Below are 19,725 nucleotides of genomic sequence, written 5' to 3' on the forward strand. Positions count from 1 at the left end.
ATCCCAGACAATAAGGTGGAAGTCATGCCCCTCTCCGTCGCCGTCTCCGGCGCATCCGGATACGCGGGAGGCGAGATCCTGCGCCTGCTCGCCGCTCACCCCGAGGTCGAGATCCGCACCGTCACCGCGCACTCCAACGCCGGCCAGCCGCTCATCGATCACCAGCCGCACCTCCGCTCGCTGCGCCACCTCACGCTCCAGCCGTCCACGCCCGAGGTACTGGCCGGACACGACATCGTGTTCCTGGCCCTCCCGCACGGGCAGTCCGGGCAGTACACGGATGCGCTCGCCGACACCGCCCTCGTCATCGACGCGGGCGCCGACCACCGGCTGACGTCGCCCGACGACTGGAACGCGTTCTACGGCGGTGACTTCCACGAGCCCTGGACCTACGGTGTGCCCGAGCTCCTCGTCGCCGACGGCACCGGCACCGGCACCGGCAAGCAGCGCGACAAGCTCGTCGGCGCGTCACGCATCGCGGCGCCCGGGTGCAACGCCTCGACCGTCGCGCTGAGCCTCGCGCCCGGTGTCGCGGCCGGCGTCATCGACCCGAGCGACATCGTGAGCGTGCTCGCGGTCGGCCCTTCGGGTGCGGGCAAGAGCCTGAAGACGAATCTCCTCGCCGCCGAGATCCTCGGCTCGGCGAACCCGTATGCGATCGGCGGGACGCACCGCCACATCCCCGAGATCCTGCAGGCGCTCCGCGGCGCGGGCGCGACGGGCGACATCCGCATCTCGTTCACGCCGGTCCTCGTCCCGATGTCGCGCGGCATCCTCGCGACCTCGACAGCCCCGATCGCAGACGGCGTCACCGACGCGCAGATCCGCGAGGCGTGGGAGAGCGCCTACGCCGACGAGACCTTTGTGCAGCTGCTGCCCGAGGGGTCCTTCCCCCGCACCGCCGACGTCGCGGGCGCGAACACCGCCCTCATGGGCCTCGCCATCGACCGGGCCGCCGGCCGGGTCGTCGTGGTGACCGCGGTCGACAACCTCGCCAAGGGCACTGCCGGCGCCGCCATCCAGTCGATGAACATCGCCCTCGGTCTCGCCGAGACCACGGGCCTGAGCGTGAACGGAGTCGCCCCGTGAGCGTCACCGCCCCCCAGGGTTTCGAAGCCGCCGGCGTCACCGCGGGCCTGAAGTCCACCGGCAAGCCCGATGTCGCGGTCGTCGTGAACCGCGGTCCGCTCAAGGTCGGTGCAGCGGTCTTCACCTCGAACCGCGCCCAGGCGAACCCGATCATCTGGTCGCGGCAGGCGATAGCCGACGGCGTCGTCGAGGCCGTCGTCCTCAACTCGGGCGGTGCGAACTGCTTCACCGGCAGCTTCGGCTTCCAGACGACGCATCAGACCGCCGAGAAGGCGGGAGAGCTGCTGGATGTCAGCTCCGGCGACGTGCTCGTCTGCTCGACCGGGCTCATCGGCACCGGCGACGAGGTGTTCCGCGCCAAGGTGCTCGATGGCACCACGGCGGCGATCGGCTCGCTCAGCGCCGACGGCGGCGAGGATGCCTCGATCGCGATCATGACCACCGACTCGCGCCCCAAGCGCGCCGTCGTCTCACGGGGCGGCTGGACGATCGGCGGCATGGCGAAGGGCGCGGGGATGCTCGCGCCGGGCCTCGCGACGATGCTCGTCGTCATCACCACCGACGCCGTTCTCGACGCGGCCCAGGCCGACACAGCCCTCCGGTCCGCCACGCGGACGAGCTTCGACCGGCTCGACTCCGACGGGTGCATGTCGACCAACGACCAGGTGACGCTCATGGTCAGCGGCGCGTCGGGCGTGACGCCGGATGCCGCGGACTTCGCCGCCGCGCTCGCCGAGCTCTGCGGCGACCTCGCCGAGCAGCTGCAGGGAGACGCCGAAGGCGCGAGCCACGACATCGCGATCGAGGTCGTCGGCGCGGCATCCGAAGAAGATGCGGTCGTCGTCGGACGCTCGGTCGCCCGCAACAACCTCTTCAAGGCCGCGATCTTCGGGAACGACCCGAACTGGGGCCGCGTGCTCGCCGCGATCGGTACGACGGATGCCGCATTCGACCCCTATGACGTCGACGTGTCGTTCAACGGTGTCCGGGTCTGCACCGCCGGCGGCCCCGACCGCCCCCGCGAGGAGGTCGACCTCACGCCCCGCGCGACGCACATCCTCATCGATCTGAAGTCGGGCGACGCGGCGGCGACGATCCTGACGAACGACCTCACCCACGACTACGTCCACGAGAACAGCGCTTACTCCTCATGAACGACATCGACCTCCAGCACACGACCCCCGAGGAGGCGGCCGTGAAAGCCGGCGTCCTCATCGAGTCGCTGCCGTGGTTGCAGCGCTTCCGCGACCAGATCATCGTCATCAAGTACGGCGGCAACGCCATGGTTTCTGAGGAGTTGCAGGAGTCGTTCGCCCAGGACATCGCCTACCTGCGCTTCGTCGGTGTGAAGCCCGTCGTCGTGCACGGCGGCGGGCCGCAGATCTCCAAGATGCTGAATCGCCTGTCGATCGAGAGCGAGTTCAAGGGCGGCTACCGGGTCACCAGCACCGAGGCGATCGACGTCGTCCGCATGGTGCTCACCGGACAGATCAATCCGCAGCTCGTCGGCCGCATCAACGCGTACGGACCGTTCGCGACGGGCCTGTCCGGTGAAGACGCGGGCCTGTTCGGCGGTCGCCGCCGCGGCGTCGTGATCGACGGTACCGAGCATGACCTCGGGCACGTCGGCGACGTCGTCGAGGTCGATCCCCAGCCGGTGCACGATCAGCTCGACGCCGGTCGCATCCCGGTCATCTCCTCGATCGCGCCCGACCTCGACAACCCCGGGCACTCGCTCAACGTCAACGCGGATGCCGCGGCCGCGGCCCTCGCGACCGCGCTCGGCGCGACGAAGCTCGTCGTCCTCACGGACGTGCCCGGCCTGTATGCCGACTGGCCCAACCGCGACTCGCTCGTCTCGCACCTGACGGCGACCGATCTGCGGGCGATGCTGCCGAAGCTCGAGTCGGGGATGATCCCGAAGATGCAGGCATGCCTCGACGCGGTCGACGGGGGAGTGGACACGGCCGCCATCATCGACGGACGCCAGCCCCACTCGGTGCTGGTCGAGGTCTTCACAGCACAGGGAATCGGCACGGAGGTGGTGGCGGGATGACGAACCCGACGATCCAGCAGACAGCGCCCACATGGGCGGATGACGTCGATCGCGACCTCGTGCGCAGCGCGGGCGCGCGCCTGGCGCTGCTCGAGCGGGGCGAGGGGGCGTACGTCTGGGATGTCGACGGCAAGCGCTACCTCGACTTCCTCGCGGGCATCGCCGTCAACTCGCTCGGGCACGCCCACCCGGTGTTCGTCGAGGCGGTCTCGCGCCAGGCGGCCACCCTCTCGCACGTGTCGAACTACTTCGCGACGCCGCCGCAGCTCGACCTCGCCGCGAAGCTCAAGCGCCTCGCGGGTACCGGCGACGCCGGCCGCGTGTACTTCGGCAACTCCGGTGCCGAGGCGAACGAGGCGGCGTTCAAGCTCGCGCGCCTGCACGGTGGCACCGAGCGTCCCCGCATCCTCGCGCTGAAGGACGCCTTCCACGGCCGCACGATGGGCACCCTCGCCCTCACCGGCAAGCCGCAGATGCAGCAGCCGTTCGAGCCGATGGTTCCCGGCGTCGAGAGCATCGACTCGACGATCGAGGCGCTCGAGGCGGCCATCGACGATCGCGTCGCGGCCCTGTTCGTCGAGCCCATCAAGGGCGAGGCGGGCGTCATCCCGCTGCCCGAGGGCTACCTCGCGGCTGCGCGGGAGATCACGAAGCGCCACGGTGCGCTCTTGATCATCGACGAGATCCAGACCGGTGCCGGGCGTACGGGCGCGTGGTTCGCCTTCCAGCATGCCGGCATCGAGCCCGACGCGATCACGGTCGCGAAGGGCATCGGCGGCGGCTTCCCGATCGGTGCGCTCATCACGTTCGCGAGCGCCAGCGACCTGTTCTACCCGGGCACGCACGGCTCGACCTTCGGCGGTAACCCGCTGGGCACGGCCGTCGCGTCGGCCGTTCTCGGCGAGATCGAGAACGGCGGGCTCGTCGAGGCCGCCGCGACCCACGGCGCGCGACTGCGTCAGGTGCTCGAGTCGCTCGACTCGTCGCTCGTCGAGGGCGTGCGCGGCCAGGGCCTGCTGCTGGGCGTGGCGCTGCGGCATCCGGTCGCCGGCGCCGTCGTCGCGGCGGCGCAGGAGCATGGCCTCATCGTCAACGCGGCCAACGACCGCACCGTGCGGATCGCTCCGCCGCTCACCATCGGCGACGTCGAGATCGACGAGTTCGCCGAGCTTTTCACCGCCGCGCTGCGCACCGTCGAGTCGGCCCTTCTTCTCGAGACCACGACCACGGAGGAATCCGCATGACCCGTCACCTGCTCCGCGACGACGACCTGAGCCCGGCCGAGCAGGCCGAGGTCCTCGACCTCGCGCTCTCACTGAAGAAAGATCGCTGGAAGCTCAAGCCGCTCGAGGGCCCCCAGACGGTCGCGGTCATCTTCGACAAGTCGTCGACGCGCACGCGCGTGTCGTTCGCCGTCGGCATCGCCGACCTCGGCGGCTCGCCGCTGATCATCTCGACCGCCAGCAGTCAGCTCGGCGGCAAGGAGACCCCTTCCGACACCGCACGCGTGCTGGAGCGTCAGGTGGCTGCGATCGTCTGGCGCACCTACGCCCAGGCGGGCCTCGAGGAGATGGCCCGCGGCACCCGCGTCCCGGTCGTCAACGCGCTGAGCGACGACTTCCACCCCTGCCAGCTGCTCGCCGACCTGCTGACGATCCGCGAGCACAAGGGCGATCTCGCTGGGCTCACCCTGTCGTTCTTCGGCGACGGGCAGTCGAACATGGGCCACTCGTACGTGCTCGCCGGCGTGACCGCGGGCATGCACGTCCGTGTCGCCTCGCCCGAGGGCTACGGTCCCCGTGAAGACGTCGTGGCCGACGCGCAGCGCATCGCGGCCCAGACGGGCGGATCGGTCACGATCCTCGTCGACCCGCTCGAAGCGGCATCCGGCGCCGACGTCATCGTGACCGACACCTGGGTGTCGATGGGCAAGGAAGAGGAGAAGATCGCACGCATCCGCGATCTGGGTGCGTACAAGGTGACGCAGCAGACGATGGATGCTGCCGCCGACGGCGCGATCTTCATGCACTGCCTGCCCGCCGACCGGGGCTACGAGGTCGACGCCGACGTCATCGACGGTTCGCACAGCGTCGTCTGGGACGAGGCCGAGAACCGCCTGCACGCGCAGAAGGCGCTGCTGGTCTGGCTGCTGCGTCAGCAGTGACCACGGCACGGTGAGGAGCGGCCGGTGCCGAGGATGAGCGAGATGCTGCGGCGCCGCTCGCTGTTCGCGCCCTCGCGCATCGACGGTATCGACCTCGCTCGCGGGCTCGCCGTCATCGGCATGCTCGCGGCGCACCTGCTCGCCATCCCCGACTTCGACTGGACGATCCCCTCCTCGTACGAGGGGATCGTCCACGGGCGGTCGTCCATCCTGTTCGCGACGCTCGCGGGTGTCTCGATCGGGCTCGTCAGCGGCGGCCCGGTTCCGCTGCGCGGCCCACGACTCGAGACGGCTCGTCTGCGCCTGCTCGTGCGCGCCGGGGTGATCTGGGTGATCGGCGTGCTGCTGCTGTTCCTCGCGGTGCCGGTGTACGTCATCCTTCCCGCCTACGCGCTGCTGTTCGTGATCGCCGCCGCCGTCCTGCCGCTGCGGGCGCGCACGTTGCTCATCGCCGCCGCGGTCGTCGGGCTCGTCGCGCCGTTCCCGCAAGCGGCGATCGACGGCCTGTCGTTCTGGTCGACACCCGAGGGCGTCGACGTCTCGAACGCCGTCGGGTGGCACTACCCGTTCCTGACCTGGATGGCGTTCGTCCTCGCGGGCATGGGGGCGGCGCGCCTCGACCTGCGCTCGCGCGCGACGCCGTGGCTCCTCGCGCTCGCCGGGCTCGCCCTGACGGCGGTCGGCGCCGCCCTCGACATCGTGTGGGGACGCTCCGAGGTCTTCGGTGAGACACCGTGGACCGGGGAAGCCCACTCATCCGGGCTGTTCGAGGTCATCGGATCCGGCGGCTTCGCCCTCCTCGTCATCGGCGTGTGCGTCCTCGTGTGCCGCACGCCTCTCACATGGATCGCGTTGCCACTGCGGGCGGTCGGCTCGATGCCGCTCACCGCCTACTCGGCGCAGATCGTCGTGTGGGCGCTCACCCGGCCTGCCGCCGAGCCCGGCGTGTTCGAACTCGATGCATACCGGGCCCTTGAGCCGTTCTGGCCGATGACCCTCGGCATCATCCTCGGGTGCACCGTCTGGGCGCTCCTCGTGGGACGCGGTCCGCTCGAGGCCGGGATCGACGCGCTCGCCCGGGTAACGGTCCGCGGTCGCGCGGACGCGCCGAGCGCGGCGATGCCGCCCCGATAGGCTGGAGCGATGAGCGCAGATACGTCAGGCGGCACGAACTCCGGGGCTCTCTGGGGAGCCCGCTTCGCCTCGGGCCCCGCGCCCGAGCTGGCCCGCCTGAGCCGATCGACGCATTTCGACTGGGCGCTCGCGGGGTACGACATCGCCGGATCGCACGCTCACGCAAAGGCGCTCGCCGCGGCCGGGTATCTCACGCCCGACGAGGAGAGCCGCATGCACGCGGGGCTCGACTCGGTGCTCGCCGCCGTGCGCGACGGCTCGCTGCAGCCTGCCCCCGGCGACGAAGACGTGCACGGCGCTCTCGAAGCCGCCCTCATCGCGACCGTCGGGCCGGAGCTCGGCGGCAAGCTGCGCGCCGGACGCAGCCGCAACGACCAGATCGCCACGCTCGTGCGCCTGTACCTGCTCGATCACGCCGAGGTCGTCGCCCGCGACATCCTGCGGGTGATCGACGCCATCGTCGGCCAGGCCGAGACCCACTCCCGCGCGATCATGCCCGGCCGCACCCACCTGCAGCACGCGCAGCCGGTGCTGCTCGCCCACCACCTGCAGGCCCACGCCTGGCCGCTGCTGCGCGACCTCGAGCGCCTGCGCGACTGGTCGGCGCGCGCCCGGGTCTCGCCCTATGGCGGGGGAGCGCTCGCCGGCGCGACCCTCGGGCTCGACCCGCAGCTCGTGGCCACGGAGCTCGGGCTCGACCGGCCCGCCGACAACTCGATCGACGGCACGTCGTCGCGGGACGTCGTGGCCGAGTTCGCCTTCATCGCGGCCATGATCGGTGTCGACATCTCGCGGTTCGCCGAAGACATCATCATCTGGAACACCCGCGAGTTTGGCTTCGTCACGCTCGACGACGGCTACTCGACGGGGTCGAGCATCATGCCGCAGAAGAAGAACCCCGACATCGCCGAGCTCGCCCGGGGCAAGGCCGGCCGCGTGATCGGCAACCTCTCGGGTCTGCTCGCGACCCTCAAGGCGCTGCCGCTCGCGTACAACCGCGACCTGCAGGAGGACAAGGAGCCGGTCTTCGACTCGATCGAGACGCTCGAGGTCGTCCTGCCCGCATTCGCCGGCATGGTCGCGACGCTTCGCTTCGACGTCGACCGGATGGCCGAGCTCGCGCCGCAGGGGTTCTCGCTCGCGACCGATGTCGCCGAGTGGCTCGTCAAGCGCGGTGTGCCGTTCCGCGAGGCGCACGAGATCTCGGGCTCGCTCGTGCGGCTCTGCGAGGAGCGGGGCATCGAACTCCACGAGGCGACCGACGACGACCTCGCCTCGGTGTCACAGCACCTGGCTCCGGAGGTTCGAGAGGTTCTTTCGCCCGAGGGATCTGTCGCGAGCCGTGACGGTATCGGCGGAACCGCTCCGGTGCGGGTCGACGAGCAGCGTGCTGCATTGATCGCTCGCGCTCAGCAGGCCGTGCGGGTGTGGCAGCTCTGATATCAGCGTCGGACTGATATCTCTCGACCATGAGCGAATGACTTATATCTCTAAAATATAAGTGATAACCTGATCGACATGTCGATCGCCGTGATCGCCGACATCGTCGGTTCCCGCCTGCTCGTGGATCGCAGCAGCGCCCAGACGCGGATCGAAGCCGCGATGGCCGAGATCGATCGCGCGCTCCCCGTCGCCGCTTCGCCGATGCGTGCCACGTTCGCCGACGAGTTTCAGGCGGTCTTCGACGAGCTCGATGACGCGCTGGCCTGGCTTCTGCTTCTCCAGCTGGCCCTGCCCGATGAGGCGTCGCTGCGCTTCGGGCTGGGCATCGGCGACGTGGGGTCGGTCGCATCCGAGAGTGCGGACATCTCCGACGGGCCGGGCTGGTGGCGCGCGCGAGAGGCGATCGAACAGGTGCACGCGATGCAGGACCGCGCGGTTCCGCGCGCCCGCACCCGCATTGTCGGAGGGGAGGACGAGGATGTCGCCATGGCCGACCGCATCCGCTTCGCCAACGCCTACGCGCTCGCCCGCGACGAGATCGTCGGGGGCATGTCGGAGCGCGCCCGGCGCCTGACCTACGGCCGCTGCCTCGGACGCACCCAGGGTGCCCTCGCGAAGGAGGAGGGCATCACGCAGTCGGCGGTGTCGCAACTGCTCGCCTCGTCGGGAGCCCCCGCGGTCGTTGCTGGCTACGCGGCGCTGACGGAGCGCTCGTCGTGATCGGCGCAGGGCTCATCCTCCTCGGTGTCGGCGCGCTCGACCTCGCCCGCAAGCGGCTGTCGGGCGCGAAGCTCGGGATCGTGATCGTGGTTCTCGGCGCCGCGCTGCTGCCCCTCGCCGCCTGGGCGGGCGCCGCGGCCTGGTGGTTCGCGGCCGTCGCGGTCGCAGCCGGATGGGCGGCGGTCACCTCGACGCGCGAGCCCACCCGGTGGGGACTGTGGCCCGCGGCGCTCCTGGCGGTCGTCGTGGCCGTGGCGGTCGCCCTCATCGGGGTGCGCGATGGCCAGGGGCCGCTCGAGAGGATCTGGCCGATCGACTCGCCGCTGGGCGTCGTGAGCCTCGACCTCGCCATCGCGCTGGCGGGCGCGTTGGTGTTCCTCGTCGAGTCGGGAAACGTCATCGTGCGGGCGTCGCTGCGGGGCGGTGTCGTGGCCGCCGAAGCGGCGAACGAGCTGAAGGGCGGGCGCATCATCGGCCCCCTCGAGCGCGTGCTCGTCTTCGCGCTCACCCTCACCGGGGCGTTCACGCTGCTGGCCGCCGTGCTCGCGGCGAAGGGCATCGTCCGCTTCCCCGAGATCTCGCGCGACCACGACGGGGGAGACCGCGCCGAGTACTTCCTCGTCGGAAGCCTCGTCAGCTGGGTCGTCGCCCTCGGCGCGGCCTTCCTCATCTGGTGGGGCACCGCCGTCTGACCGTCATCGAGGCGGGTCGCGCCGTGGGCCGCTGATAACCTGAAGCGCGTGTCTGATGAAGCCCTGACGACCGCCCCCGTGGCGCTCGATCCCGCGTTCGAGAACGTGTGGGACGAGCTGGTGTGGCGCGGTCTCGTGCATGTGTCCACCGACCAGGAAGCGCTGCGAGAGGCGCTCGGCGGAGACCCGATCACGTATTACTGCGGCTTCGACCCGACGGCGGCATCCCTGCACCTCGGCCACCTCGTGCAGCTGCTGACGCTTCGCCGTCTGCAGCTGGCGGGGCACAAGCCCCTCGGTCTCGTCGGCGGCTCGACGGGCCTCATCGGCGACCCGCGTCCGACTGCCGAGCGCACGCTCAACTCGCGCGAGACCGTCGCCGAGTGGGTCGACCGTCTGCGCGGTCAGATCGAGAAGTACCTCAGCTTCGAGGGCGAGAATGCCGCCCGCATGGTCAACAACCTCGACTGGACGGCGCCGCTGTCGGCCATCGACTTCCTGCGCGAGATCGGCAAGCACTACCGCGTCGGCACGATGCTGAAGAAGGATGCCGTCGCCGCCCGTCTGAACTCGGATGCCGGCATCAGCTACACCGAGTTCAGCTACCAGATCCTGCAGGGTCTCGACTTCCTCGAGCTCTACCGCCAGTACGGCTGCACGCTGCAGACGGGTGGATCGGACCAGTGGGGAAACCTCACCAGCGGCACCGACCTCATCCACCGCGTCGAAGGCACCTCGGTGCACGCGTTCGGCACGCCGCTGATCACCAACAGCGACGGCACGAAGTTCGGCAAGAGCGAGGGCAACGCCATCTGGATCGACGCCGAGCTTACGAGCCCGTACGCGTTCTACCAGTTCTGGCTCTCGACCGCGGATGCCGATGTCGTCGAGCGCCTGAAGGTGTTCACGTTCCTCAGCAGCGCTGAGATCGCCGAGTACGAGCGCCTCGTCGCCGACGAGCCGTTCCGCCGTGCCGCTCAGAAGCGTCTGGCGTTCGAGGTCACCGCGACGGTGCACGGAGTGGATGCGACGGCGAAGGTCATCGCGGCATCCGATGCGCTGTTCGGCCAGGGCGACCTGACCGCTCTCGACGCTGCCACGCTGCGCTCGGCTCTGCAGGAGCTTCCGCACGCCACGGCGTCGGCCGGTGCCTCGGTCGTGCAGCTGCTCGTCGACACCGGGCTCGTCGGCAGCCTGTCGGAGGCCCGTCGGGCCATCGCGCAGGGCGGCGTCTCGATCAACGGTGCGAAGGTCGACGACGAGTCGGCCGTCGTCGTCGGCGACCTGCCGGGCGGTGTGGCCGTGTTGCGGCGAGGCAAGAAGACGCTCGCGGGCGTCTTCGTCGAGGACTGACCCGACCGGATGCCGTTCACCCCGAGCCACGCCGTCGTCGCGCTGGCGGTCGTTCACACACCGCTCGTGCCGGCGGCGGTGGCTGTCGGGGCGATGGCTCCGGATCTGCCGTTGTTCGCGCGCGGGATCGGCATCAGCTATGCGCAGACGCACGCGTACCCGTGGCTGACGGTCGTGATCGCGGGCGTGCTGCTGCTCGCGTGGTGGCTGCTGCTGCGCCCGGCGGTGCGTGAACTCGCGCCGGACTGGCTGTCGAGACGGCTGCCGCCGGCGTGGGATTCCAGGGGTGGCGACGCGCTGCGAACGGTCGTGCCGGGGGCGGGGCGCGGCCGGTCGGTCGCGGTCACGGTTCTGCTGGTCGTGGTGTCGCTCGCTCTCGGCGTGCTGAGCCACATCGCCTGGGATGCCTTCACCCACGAGGGGCGCTGGGGCGTCGAGCTCTTCCCCGCGCTGGCCGAGCGCTGGGGGCCGTTCCACGGCTACCGGTGGTTCCAGTACGCATCGAGCGGGCTCGGCCTGCTCGGGCTTGCAGTCGCGGGCGCATTCTGGGTGCGGAAGCGACCGCTGACTTCGGTGCGGCGCGTGCTGCCCGGTGCGGTGCGGGTGGTCTGGTGGGTGTCGCTGCCGGTCTCGCTCGTCGCGGCGTGGCTGATCGGCCTCGCCGCGTACGGCCCGCTGACGGCAGAGTGGACCGCTCAGCACCTCACGTACCGGGTGCTGCCGCCCGCGTGTGCCATCTGGGGAGTGGTGACGCTCGTGCTGTGCGTCGTCGTGCAGGTGGCGCGTCGCCGCGCCGCGCAGTGAGTATCGCGGGCTAGTCGTCTGGGCGGCCCGTGGTCGGGTGCCCGAGGTGGCGGGTCAGTCGACTCCGCGCAGTCGGTCGATCTCGCGGCGTTCGCGTTTCGTGGGCCGGCCGGCGCCGCGATCCCGGACGGCGAGCATCGCCATCGGCTCGCGCGGGGGAGTGCGGTCTTCCAACGCGGTGGCGGCAACGGGCGCACCGACGCGCTTGGTGAGCGTCTGTCGGACGACGAGGATGCGGTCGAAACCCGCGATACGCACCCGCAGCTCGTCGCCGGGCTTCACCGACTGCGACGCTTTGACCTTCTCGCCGTTGACCCGGACGTGACCGGCACGGCAGGCCGTGGTCGCCGCTGAGCGGGTCTTGTAGATGCGGACCGCCCACAGCCACGAGTCCACACGGACGGGGGCATCGGATGCGGTCATGCGTTCCATTCTCGCCGAAGCGTCACGGGTGCTCTCCGGTGCCCGTCTCGTGGGTGTCGGCGAGGTCGAGCGAGACGACGGCGACGTGCGGCTTGGGGCGCGCGACCTCGCGGAAGCCCGCGCTGAGGAACGTGGAGAGAGCGCCGTGGTACAGCTCGTTGGACGTCACCTTTCGCCCCGCATCCGGGTCAACGGGGTACGCCTCGACCACGCGTGCGCCGTTCTCGCGGGCGAAGGCGATCGCGGCATGGAGAAGCGCCGCGTTGAGGCCCGAGCCGCGATGCTCCTTGCGCACCGCGAAGCAGCTGACGGCCCAGACATCCGCGTCATCCCAGGGCTCCTCGGTCGCGCCGGCGTAGGCGCGTGTCTTGCTCAACCGGATCTGACGAGTACGCGGGCCGACACGCACCCAGCCGGCGGCCACGCCGTCGACGTAGGCGATGAGGCCGGGGGAGGGCGCGGCATCCACTTCGCTTCGGAAGGCTGAGGCACGGCCGTCGATATCGGTGCGCTGGAAGTCGGCGTTCGTCATCGTCCACCACTGGCACTGACACTCGTGCCCATCGCCGCCGCCGCTCATCGCGTGCTGGGCATCGCTGAAGCTGCCGGGCGTCACCGGCACGATCGTCGTCTCGCTCATGGCCAGACGGTACTGCCCGCCCCCGACACCGGGCAACGATCGGTCGTCGCAGAAGCCCCGCAACGCGCCCGGGTGCGCCGGTTCGCGAGCGGGCTCAGGACCGGTTAGGATAGGGGAGTTGTCCGCGTGCGGACAACGGACCGGGATGTGGCGCAGCTTGGTAGCGCACTTGACTGGGGGTCAAGGGGTCGCAGGTTCAAATCCTGTCATCCCGACAAAAAAGGCCCGGATTCCTGCTGGATCGCAGAAATCCGGGCCTTTCGTCGTTTCGTGCTGGTCCCGAACCGTCGTGTTCATGCACGACCAGCTGATGCCAGGAACCCGAAGGGCTGCGCGTTCGGCAAGCGCGTCGATGAGAACGGCCGAGGTGCACTGTTCGACCAGCCGACGGCCGACGGCGCCGAGATCGAAATGAAGTATCTCTGGATCCTGCTCTACAACGAGCGCGACGGCATGGTCTATCTGGAGCTGTCCCGCGCGAAGTCGACGGCCGGCAAGGGGATCGACAGCTGGCTTGACCGCATCATCTCCCGCCGCTTGACCTCGCGCTCGGCGCTTTCTCGTTCGATGAAGACGAGGTCTGCTAAACCGACCTCGGGCGTGAGCGAAAAACATACATGCTTGTATGTATGTTTTGGTTCTGCCAGGGTGAACCTCACCGGCAGGGTGCCGGCCCAACCTCACTCACAAGGAAGTGGTTCACATGAAGACGAAGTTCAAGAAGGGTTTCGGGGCGGTCGTCCTCGCGGCGTCTCTGGCCGTCGGCGGTGCGCTGAGCGCCGCCCCGGCTTACGCAGGACAGAGCGGCACGTGGTTCGCCGGTCCCTTCAACGCCAGCGCGGAGCACGATGTGTGGGGCGGCACACAGGGGCTGTCCTTCGCCAAACACGGCTGCAAGACGGCCACCTCGGGCTGGACGACCAGCGGCGGATACGCGTGGGCAGCCTGTGGCGTGGACACGGGTAGCTACGCCTACAACTCGTTCAGGTGATCGCCTGAGTGGGCTGAGCTGAACGGAGGCCGGGGGTCGCATCCCCGGCCTCCTCTGTTGCCGGCGGGAGGCGAAGGGTGCCGACGAGGCCGCCTTCCTGGCGCGGTTCCAGTTCGAAGGTACCGCCATGCTGACGTGCGATGCTCGCAACGATCGACAGCCCGAGTCCGTGCCCGGTGACGTCGCCAGCGCGTGTCTGGGCGCCGCGGCTGAACGGCTCGAGCAACTGTGCGACCTCTTCGTCCGTGTAAGCGCATCCATCATTCGCGAAGCGGGCGGTCACGGCCGTGGGCGACGCGGTGACTTCGAAGGTCGCATGCCCGTCGGCTGGGGCGTACTGAGCGGCGTTTCGCATCAGATTGTGCACGGCCTGGGTGAGCAGTGTCTGATCCCCGTCGACGATGGCGACCTGGTCAGCTCTCACCTCGAAGCTGACGCCACGGGCCGCGAAAGCCGGGGCGAGGTCGTCGGCGAGGATGCGGACCACCCCTGCGACGTCCACCGGGTAGCGCCTGTCTTCGGGGAGGCGCCGGGTCTGAGCGAGCAGAAGGAGGGCGTCGATCGTCTCGTCCATGCGGGTTACGTTCCGGAGGGACCGGTCGACATCCTCGTCATGGGCAATGCGGCCGCCGATCGACTCCAGGGACGTCCGTACGACGGCGAGTGGGGTGCGCAACTCGTGGGAGGCGTTCGCGGCGAACCGCTCCTGCTGGGCGAAGGCGTCACTGAGCTGGCTGAGGGTGTCGTCGATCGTGTCGGCGAGGTCCTTGATCTCGTCATCAGGCCCGCGGAGGCCGAGACGCTCGTCCAAAGTGCTGGCGGTGATGCGCCGGGTGTGCTGGGTGATGTCGGAGACGCGGCGCAGGGAGGCCCGCGCTGCGCGATAGGTGAGGAAGGTGCCGAGGGCGGTGATCAGGGCGAGTGCGGAGCCGGTGACGGTCATGGTCATCGTCTTCGCCTGGTTGGTGAGTCGGAACACGGCTTCCACGACCTCCGGGGCGGAGGAGGCTCCGTTTTCGGGGACGACGGTGATGCTCGAGGAGGCGACAGAGGTCAGGGACGCCCAGACCGCGACGAAGACCAGAACCGAGATCGCGGCGAAGATCGCTGCGGACCGCAGGGCGATGCGCGCGGCGAGAGAGCTCCTGCGGGACATCAGCTTGTCTCCAGTCGATACCCGAAACCGGGGTCATGGACGATGAGGTCGGGAGCGAGCTTGCGGCGCAGCGAGTGCATCGTCACTTTCACGACGCTGCGGGAGATGTCGTCGGGGGCGTCCCAGGCGACGTCGAGTAGGCGTTCGACGGTCAGGTGCCGTCCCTCCGCGCGGGCGAGTGCCTCGATGACGGCGAATTCCTTAGGGGAGACACGGATGCTCCGGCCGTCAAAGATGACGTTACCGCGGGCTCGATCGACGGTGAGCGCGCCGACGGTGATCTCATCCGAGATGGGCGCGGTTCCGCGCCTGCGGAGCGCCCGCAGGCGGGCGGCGAGCTCCTCGTACGCGAATGGCTTGGTGAGGTAGTCGTCTGCGCCGAGGTCGAGCCCGGTGACGCGGTCGCGCACGGTGGTCAGCGCGGTGAGCATGATGATGGGGATGTCCTGACCAGAGGTGCGGATCTCGCGGCAGACGCTGTCTCCGCTCATGCGCGGGAGGTCGCGGTCGAGGATGACGGCGTCGAATTCGTAGTCGATGAGGCGGTCCAGTGCCTGGACGCCGTCGTACGCGGGGGTGATCGTATATCCGTCGCGGGCGAGAGACATGGTGATCGCTGCGGACAGGTCGACGTTGTCTTCGACCAGCAGTATTCGCATCGCGTGCTCCCTTCCTCAGGTACATACGCAGTCTTCCCGGAGGCGGTTAGGGCCAGGTTAGGAGAGCGCTAACCGTACCGAGACCCGCCGTGGATAGACCGGTAACACCACGGCAATTCAGAGGAATCGGAGCGTTCTCATGCGAACAACCACAGCATCAACGCGGGTCGTCACCGGCATGGTGGCACTCGTCCTCGCAGGCTCGGCGCTGGTCGCCTGTACCTCCGGAGTGGACGGCGAAGGTCAGGCTGCTCCGGAAGGCGAGCGTCTGGCGGGTAGCTTCGAGGAGCTCCTGGAGCAGTACCTCGAAGGCGAGGAGAACCCGTACGTCATCGACGTACTCACGAGCGCCATCGACACCGGCGGCATCACGCAGGCTCAGTATGACGAGGCGCATCGCATGTACACCGAGTGCATGGTCAACGCCGGCTACGAGGAGGAGCACAAGCGCCTCGCCTCCGGCATCATCCAGATCACGCCCCCGGAGATGTCCGCTGAGGAAGCGCAGAAGTACATCGACACCGCCGGGGAGTGTGCCGACGAGCTCGCGCCGATCGAGGCCCTGTACCGAGCGCAGCAGGGCAACCCCGACCTGCTCAGCAACGGCGAGGAGATCGTCGTGGCCTGCTTCAAGCGCAACCAGGTCGTCGAGGCCACGTACACGACCACCGACCTCGCCGAGGACCTCGAGAACCGCTTCGAGGAAGCGGAGTACGACCCGAACGACGCCACCGTGCAGGAGTGCTTCTCAGCAGGCGGCTACGCCGTCGCATTCGAGGAGGAGGAGCAGTGACGTCCCGCCGGACGGCCTCACTGATCGCTGTGACCACACTGGTGGTTATCGGCGCGGCAGGTTCCCTCGGGTACGCACTCCGACCAGTCCCGGAACCCGAGCTGCTGCGTGCAGGCAGTGAAGAGACATCGGCGCCGGTGGTCGCGCAGACCTTCGACGACAGTCGGCGCGTGCAGGTCAAGCTCGTCAGCGGCGCCGACCAGACCCTCGCCATCCAGACGTCGGGCACGCTGACAGCGTCCTGGTGCCGCGACGGGGGGGAGGTTACCTCGGGCACCGTCGTCGCGCACGTCGACGAGCGCCCCCTCATCGCACTGCACACTACGGTCCCGCTCTACCGCGACCTGTCCGTCGGGGACGACGGCGCCGACGTGGCCGCGCTGCAGACCGAGCTCATCCGCCTGGGCCACCTCGACGCGGAAACCGTGGATGGGGAGTTCGGCAGCCGCACCGGACGGGCTCTGCAACACCTGAGGGTAAGAGCCGGAGTCGAGGAGGGCGAGCGGTTCGCTGAGCGTGCGGAGTTCATCTGGCTGCCGTCGCCGCAGCTGACCGGCATCGCATGCGCCGTGAAAGTCGGCGACGCCGTCTCGCAAGGGAGTGCCATCGCAACATCCCGCGGGGCCCTCGAACGCGTGACGGTGCAGTCTGTCCCCGACAACCTCACGCCCGGCGACCGGACGATCAAGATCGGGTCGGTGCGGGGCCCTCTCGATGCGCAGGGAACCGCCTCCGACCCGGCCTTCCTCGCCCAGCTCGCCGGCGATGAGCGGCTGATCTCCGGCCTCGCCGAAGATCCCGGGGCGACTGTCACCGCGACCATCGCGCTCGCGTCGCCGATCGACGCCTATTCCATTCCCGCCGGCGCGCTGATCTACGACGGTGACAGCAGCTGCGTCAAGACAAGCGCCGGCACCGTGAGGACAGAACTTCTGGGCTCCTCCCTCGGCGCGGCCGTGGTCGCGTTCGAAGGCGAAGTGCCGGAGAGCGTCGCGATCGGGACCGCGCTGGAAGGGGTGCACTGTGAATGACGGGCGTGCGGTGCGCGCCATCGGGCTCGGGCACGGCTTCCCCGGCACACCGCTGCTGTTCGAGAGCCTCGATTTCGAGGCGCGCCCGGGCGACGTGGTGGGACTCTGCGGTCCTTCCGGGAGTGGCAAGTCCACGCTCCTATCCATCTTCGCCGGGTGGGAGACGCCATCGATGGGTCGGGTCGAACGCGTGCGCATCACGCGCACCAGCTGGGTGTTCCAGAACCCGCACGGCGTCGCGCACCGGAAGGCGATCGACCATGTCGTCTTCCCGTTCCTCGCCGCGGGAAGCACGCGCGGCGAGGCCGTCGAGCTCGCTCGTCCGATACTCGCGTCGTTCAAGCTGACCGCCGTCGCCGACCGCTCCTTCCGAGAGCTCTCCGGAGGGGAGGCGCAGCGCCTGATGCTTGCCCGCGCCGTCGCGACCAGGCCCTCCCTGCTCCTTGTCGACGAGCCGACGGCGCAGCTGGACCTCCGAACCTCGGAGACCGTGAACCAGACCCTCGGTGCGGTCGCGCAGGAGGGCGCCATCGTCCTCATCGCCACGCACGACCCGGGCACACGGGATGCGTGCAACCGCGTCATCCAGCTCGAGGACTACGCCCCCACGAGGGGGGTGGCCGCATGAAGATGCGCAGCATCGCCTCCGAGGTCCTGCGGAACGTCGTCTCCGGGACCGCGCGCGTGCCGCTTCTCGGTCTGCTGCTCGCGCTGACGGCGGGGCTCGCCGCGGGGGCGGACGTCGCGGCCGTCCACGGGCTGCAGAACCAGGCCCGTACGTTCATCACCGGCGGCGGGGCGACCCGCATGCTGGTCGCGGAGGACAGCGTCGACCGCGCCCGTTGCGAATCCCTCGACTGGTACCGGAGCGTGCAGGCCTCCGGTGCATTGCGTCAGGCCGAAGACCTGCCACTGGACGCACTCGCCGGCGCCGGGTTCCCTGTGTACGAGGTGACAGCCGGGTTTGCAAGCCTGCTCGACGTGGAGTCCGCCTCCGAGGGTGCTTGGGTCTCGGAGCCTCTCGCGGAGTCCCTCGGGGTCGCCACCGGTTCGACCCTCGCCACGGATGGCCGGGACCTCAAAGTCGCCGGCATCTTCGCCTACCCCGACGACGGACGTGACGCTCGCCTGGAGTACGCGATTGTCATGCCCGTCGAGGGTGCCGGGGTCTTCGACGAGTGCTGGATGCGCGCCTGGCCTCAGGGCCCCGACGACGATGGCCTCCTCCGCCAGGCGCTCGCGTCCGAGGCAAGCACCGGGACCGAGGTGTCGCTGACTCAGCTGAACCGCAGCATGGGTACGAGCTTCACAGGCACAGCGATGTTCGACGACCGCCTCACCCGATGGGCGCCCGCGGTCGCCGCGGCCGCGGGGATGCTCATCGGGTTCGCCGCCGTACGCGTCCGTCGCCTGGAGCACGCTTCGGCACTGCACGCCGGCCAGTCACGCGGCGCGATGACCTCGACAGTGGTCCTCGAAGCCGTCGTGTGGTCTCTGGCCGGCGCCGTCTTCGCCGGAGCAGTCATCTACCTCAGTGCAGGAGCTCTCGCCCCGGAGGACGTCGCCTGGGTCCCGGCCGCCATGCTGCCGTCGCTGGTCGTGAGTTTCGGTACGGCGCTCGCGGGCGTTTTCCTCGGGACTCTCACTGTGCGCGAAGCGGACCTGTTCCGATTGTTCAAAGAGCGATGAACGCCGTCAGATCATCGCGCGGCTGTCGGCGAGAGCGACGCAGTGAAGGCCTCGTATCCCTCGTCGGTGGCGATCCCCCGGATCGCAAGCGAGCTGACCTCGCGAATACGCTCGTCGAGGTCGGCCCAGCGCGTGGCGATGGCGGAGATCTCCTGCACGCCGACGAAGGTGGCCACCACGAACCGGGAGGCGGCTTCGATCTCGACGTCGGAGCGGACTTCGCCTGCCCCCTGCGCGCGCAGAAGGAACTTCCCGATGGTGTCGTTCCACATGGTGAACGACGCGCCCAGGAACTCTGGGAACTCCTCAGGAGTGTGGGATGTGAGGCGAAGCCCCGCCTGCACCGTGACATCCGCGCGCACCAGTTCCGCCAGCCCTGTCGACACCTCGTGCAGGCCGGCGAGACCGCCTCCCGCGGAGCTGAGGACCCGCTCGCTCAGGTCGACCATCATCGCGTGCTCACGTCGGATGATCTCGAGCGCGAGCTCGTGCTTGTTCTCGAAGTGGAAGTAGAAGGCACCCTGCGTCACTCCGAGTGGTTCGATCACATCCGCGATGCGGGCCTTATCGAACGGTATGGTCGCGAAGACCCGGCTGCCGGATTCGAGCAGTGCTTCACGGGTCTCTCCGCTCCGCTGTTGCTTGCCCATATGGGGGCTGACACCTCCGACCGGAATTGGGTTCCCCCACCATGACACTCGCCGCGAATTGGGTCGCAGGGCCTGGTGAGAACTGCCTACATGGTACAGAGATGAATGTATGACAACTGCCAACGATGCATATGACAGGGGCATGAGCCGGGACGCGAAGGGCCGTTCATGCTACGTAGTCGGCTACCGGTGTGAACTTTGCCGCTGCGCGCCCGGTACGCCGGGGTGGGCGGCATCC

At 69.3% G+C, this 19,725-nt stretch carries 21 protein-coding genes and 1 tRNA gene; 17 read left to right on the forward strand and 5 right to left on the reverse strand.

The features are described from left to right. Nucleotides 1-24 precede the first annotated feature (24 nt). The 11 genes from argC to AA0Y20_RS08290 all read left to right on the forward strand — a co-directional run bounded on the left by argC (nucleotide 25) and on the right by AA0Y20_RS08290 (nucleotide 11,455). Nucleotides 25-1,089: an N-acetyl-gamma-glutamyl-phosphate reductase gene (gene argC, locus AA0Y20_RS08240; protein WP_412938661.1), complete on the forward strand. Its 1,065-nt coding sequence runs from the start codon at nucleotides 25-27 to the stop codon at nucleotides 1,087-1,089. Next, on the forward strand, nucleotides 1,086-2,243 hold the full coding sequence (gene argJ, locus AA0Y20_RS08245; protein ID WP_412938663.1) for a bifunctional glutamate N-acetyltransferase/amino-acid acetyltransferase ArgJ: 1,158 nt from the start codon (nucleotides 1,086-1,088) through the stop codon (nucleotides 2,241-2,243). Before argC ends, argJ begins: the two co-directional genes overlap by 4 nt. Next, a complete protein-coding gene (gene argB / locus AA0Y20_RS08250) occupies nucleotides 2,240-3,145 on the forward strand; it encodes an acetylglutamate kinase (protein WP_412938665.1) in 906 nt (301 codons plus the stop codon). The genes argJ and argB overlap by 4 nt, the downstream gene beginning before the upstream one ends. Further along, nucleotides 3,142-4,389: an acetylornithine transaminase gene (locus AA0Y20_RS08255; protein ID WP_412938667.1), complete on the forward strand. Its 1,248-nt coding sequence runs from the start codon at nucleotides 3,142-3,144 to the stop codon at nucleotides 4,387-4,389. Before argB ends, AA0Y20_RS08255 begins: the two co-directional genes overlap by 4 nt. Continuing rightward, nucleotides 4,386-5,309: an ornithine carbamoyltransferase gene (gene argF, locus AA0Y20_RS08260; protein ID WP_412938669.1), complete on the forward strand. Its 924-nt coding sequence runs from the start codon at nucleotides 4,386-4,388 to the stop codon at nucleotides 5,307-5,309. Before AA0Y20_RS08255 ends, argF begins: the two co-directional genes overlap by 4 nt. Before the next feature lie 33 nt (nucleotides 5,310-5,342). Continuing rightward, the gene (locus AA0Y20_RS08265) at nucleotides 5,343-6,443 is read left to right on the forward strand and encodes a heparan-alpha-glucosaminide N-acetyltransferase domain-containing protein (RefSeq protein ID WP_412939727.1); all 1,101 of its coding nucleotides are present in this window, start codon (nucleotides 5,343-5,345) and stop codon (nucleotides 6,441-6,443) included. A 9-nt stretch (nucleotides 6,444-6,452) separates the two neighbouring features. Continuing rightward, nucleotides 6,453-7,883, forward strand: a complete 1,431-nt coding sequence (argH, locus tag AA0Y20_RS08270; RefSeq protein WP_064956901.1) for an argininosuccinate lyase — start codon at nucleotides 6,453-6,455, stop codon at nucleotides 7,881-7,883. 78 nt (nucleotides 7,884-7,961) lie between these two features. Beyond that, nucleotides 7,962-8,606 (forward strand): SatD family protein, encoded by a 645-nt coding sequence (locus tag AA0Y20_RS08275; RefSeq protein ID WP_412938671.1) that lies wholly within the window; start codon nucleotides 7,962-7,964, stop codon nucleotides 8,604-8,606. Beyond that, nucleotides 8,603-9,298 carry a hypothetical protein gene (locus tag AA0Y20_RS08280; RefSeq protein ID WP_412938672.1) on the forward strand — a complete coding sequence of 232 codons (696 nt, stop codon included), beginning with the start codon at nucleotides 8,603-8,605 and terminating at the stop codon, nucleotides 9,296-9,298. The genes AA0Y20_RS08275 and AA0Y20_RS08280 overlap by 4 nt, the downstream gene beginning before the upstream one ends. 48 nt (nucleotides 9,299-9,346) lie before the next feature. After that, the gene (gene tyrS, locus AA0Y20_RS08285) at nucleotides 9,347-10,651 is read left to right on the forward strand and encodes a tyrosine--tRNA ligase (RefSeq protein ID WP_112613838.1); all 1,305 of its coding nucleotides are present in this window, start codon (nucleotides 9,347-9,349) and stop codon (nucleotides 10,649-10,651) included. A gap of 9 nt (nucleotides 10,652-10,660) precedes the next feature. Then, nucleotides 10,661-11,455: a DUF4184 family protein gene (locus tag AA0Y20_RS08290; protein ID WP_412938675.1), complete on the forward strand. Its 795-nt coding sequence runs from the start codon at nucleotides 10,661-10,663 to the stop codon at nucleotides 11,453-11,455. 54 nt (nucleotides 11,456-11,509) lie between these two features. On the opposite strand, the gene AA0Y20_RS08295 is transcribed toward AA0Y20_RS08290, so the two are convergent. Further along, nucleotides 11,510-11,878: an RNA-binding S4 domain-containing protein gene (locus AA0Y20_RS08295; RefSeq protein WP_023951692.1), complete on the reverse strand. Its 369-nt coding sequence runs from the start codon at nucleotides 11,876-11,878 to the stop codon at nucleotides 11,510-11,512. 22 nt (nucleotides 11,879-11,900) lie between these two features. Next, nucleotides 11,901-12,518, reverse strand: a complete 618-nt coding sequence (locus tag AA0Y20_RS08300) for an N-acetyltransferase family protein (RefSeq protein WP_412938676.1) — start codon at nucleotides 12,516-12,518, stop codon at nucleotides 11,901-11,903. Between the two features lie 141 nt (nucleotides 12,519-12,659). On the opposite strand from AA0Y20_RS08300, the gene AA0Y20_RS08305 reads away from it, so the two are divergent. Both AA0Y20_RS08305 and AA0Y20_RS08310 read left to right on the forward strand, forming a co-directional pair. Then, nucleotides 12,660-12,733 (forward strand) — tRNA-Pro (locus tag AA0Y20_RS08305). A 488-nt stretch (nucleotides 12,734-13,221) separates the two neighbouring features. Then, nucleotides 13,222-13,509 (forward strand): hypothetical protein, encoded by a 288-nt coding sequence (locus AA0Y20_RS08310; RefSeq protein ID WP_023951689.1) that lies wholly within the window; start codon nucleotides 13,222-13,224, stop codon nucleotides 13,507-13,509. Here AA0Y20_RS08310 and AA0Y20_RS08315 read toward each other — a convergent pair. Together AA0Y20_RS08315 and AA0Y20_RS08320 are read right to left on the reverse strand one after the other, a co-directional pair. Continuing rightward, entirely contained in the window at nucleotides 13,502-14,665 is a 1,164-nt protein-coding gene (locus AA0Y20_RS08315; protein WP_412938677.1) for a sensor histidine kinase, read from the reverse strand. The two genes, AA0Y20_RS08310 and AA0Y20_RS08315, sit on opposite strands and share 8 nt — an antisense overlap. Then, on the reverse strand, nucleotides 14,665-15,324 hold the full coding sequence (locus tag AA0Y20_RS08320; protein ID WP_064956894.1) for a response regulator transcription factor: 660 nt from the start codon (nucleotides 15,322-15,324) through the stop codon (nucleotides 14,665-14,667). The genes AA0Y20_RS08315 and AA0Y20_RS08320 overlap by 1 nt, the downstream gene beginning before the upstream one ends. Nucleotides 15,325-15,463: 139 nt before the next feature. Here AA0Y20_RS08320 and AA0Y20_RS08325 point away from each other — a divergent pair, with 139 nt between their 5' ends. The 4 genes from AA0Y20_RS08325 to AA0Y20_RS08340 are packed head-to-tail and all read left to right on the forward strand — an operon-like array spanning nucleotide 15,464 to nucleotide 18,837. Continuing rightward, nucleotides 15,464-16,117, forward strand: a complete 654-nt coding sequence (locus tag AA0Y20_RS08325) for a hypothetical protein (protein ID WP_023951683.1) — start codon at nucleotides 15,464-15,466, stop codon at nucleotides 16,115-16,117. A gap of 29 nt (nucleotides 16,118-16,146) precedes the next feature. Continuing rightward, nucleotides 16,147-17,148, forward strand: a complete 1,002-nt coding sequence (locus AA0Y20_RS08330) for a peptidoglycan-binding domain-containing protein (RefSeq protein WP_157118096.1) — start codon at nucleotides 16,147-16,149, stop codon at nucleotides 17,146-17,148. Further along, the gene (locus AA0Y20_RS08335) at nucleotides 17,141-17,776 is read left to right on the forward strand and encodes an ATP-binding cassette domain-containing protein (protein ID WP_023951679.1); all 636 of its coding nucleotides are present in this window, start codon (nucleotides 17,141-17,143) and stop codon (nucleotides 17,774-17,776) included. The genes AA0Y20_RS08330 and AA0Y20_RS08335 overlap by 8 nt, the downstream gene beginning before the upstream one ends. Continuing rightward, nucleotides 17,773-18,837, forward strand: coding sequence for a hypothetical protein (locus AA0Y20_RS08340; protein WP_412938678.1), 1,065 nt, complete (start codon nucleotides 17,773-17,775; stop codon nucleotides 18,835-18,837). The genes AA0Y20_RS08335 and AA0Y20_RS08340 overlap by 4 nt, the downstream gene beginning before the upstream one ends. 11 nt (nucleotides 18,838-18,848) lie before the next feature. Here AA0Y20_RS08340 and AA0Y20_RS08345 read toward each other — a convergent pair whose 3' ends face one another. Then, nucleotides 18,849-19,631 (reverse strand): TetR family transcriptional regulator, encoded by a 783-nt coding sequence (locus AA0Y20_RS08345; RefSeq protein ID WP_413331379.1) that lies wholly within the window; start codon nucleotides 19,629-19,631, stop codon nucleotides 18,849-18,851. Between the last annotated feature and the right edge of the window lie 94 nt (nucleotides 19,632-19,725).

Origin of the sequence: Microbacterium pratiae (assembly GCF_047302165.1) — a bacterium.
GTDB lineage: Bacteria > Actinomycetota > Actinomycetes > Actinomycetales > Microbacteriaceae > Microbacterium.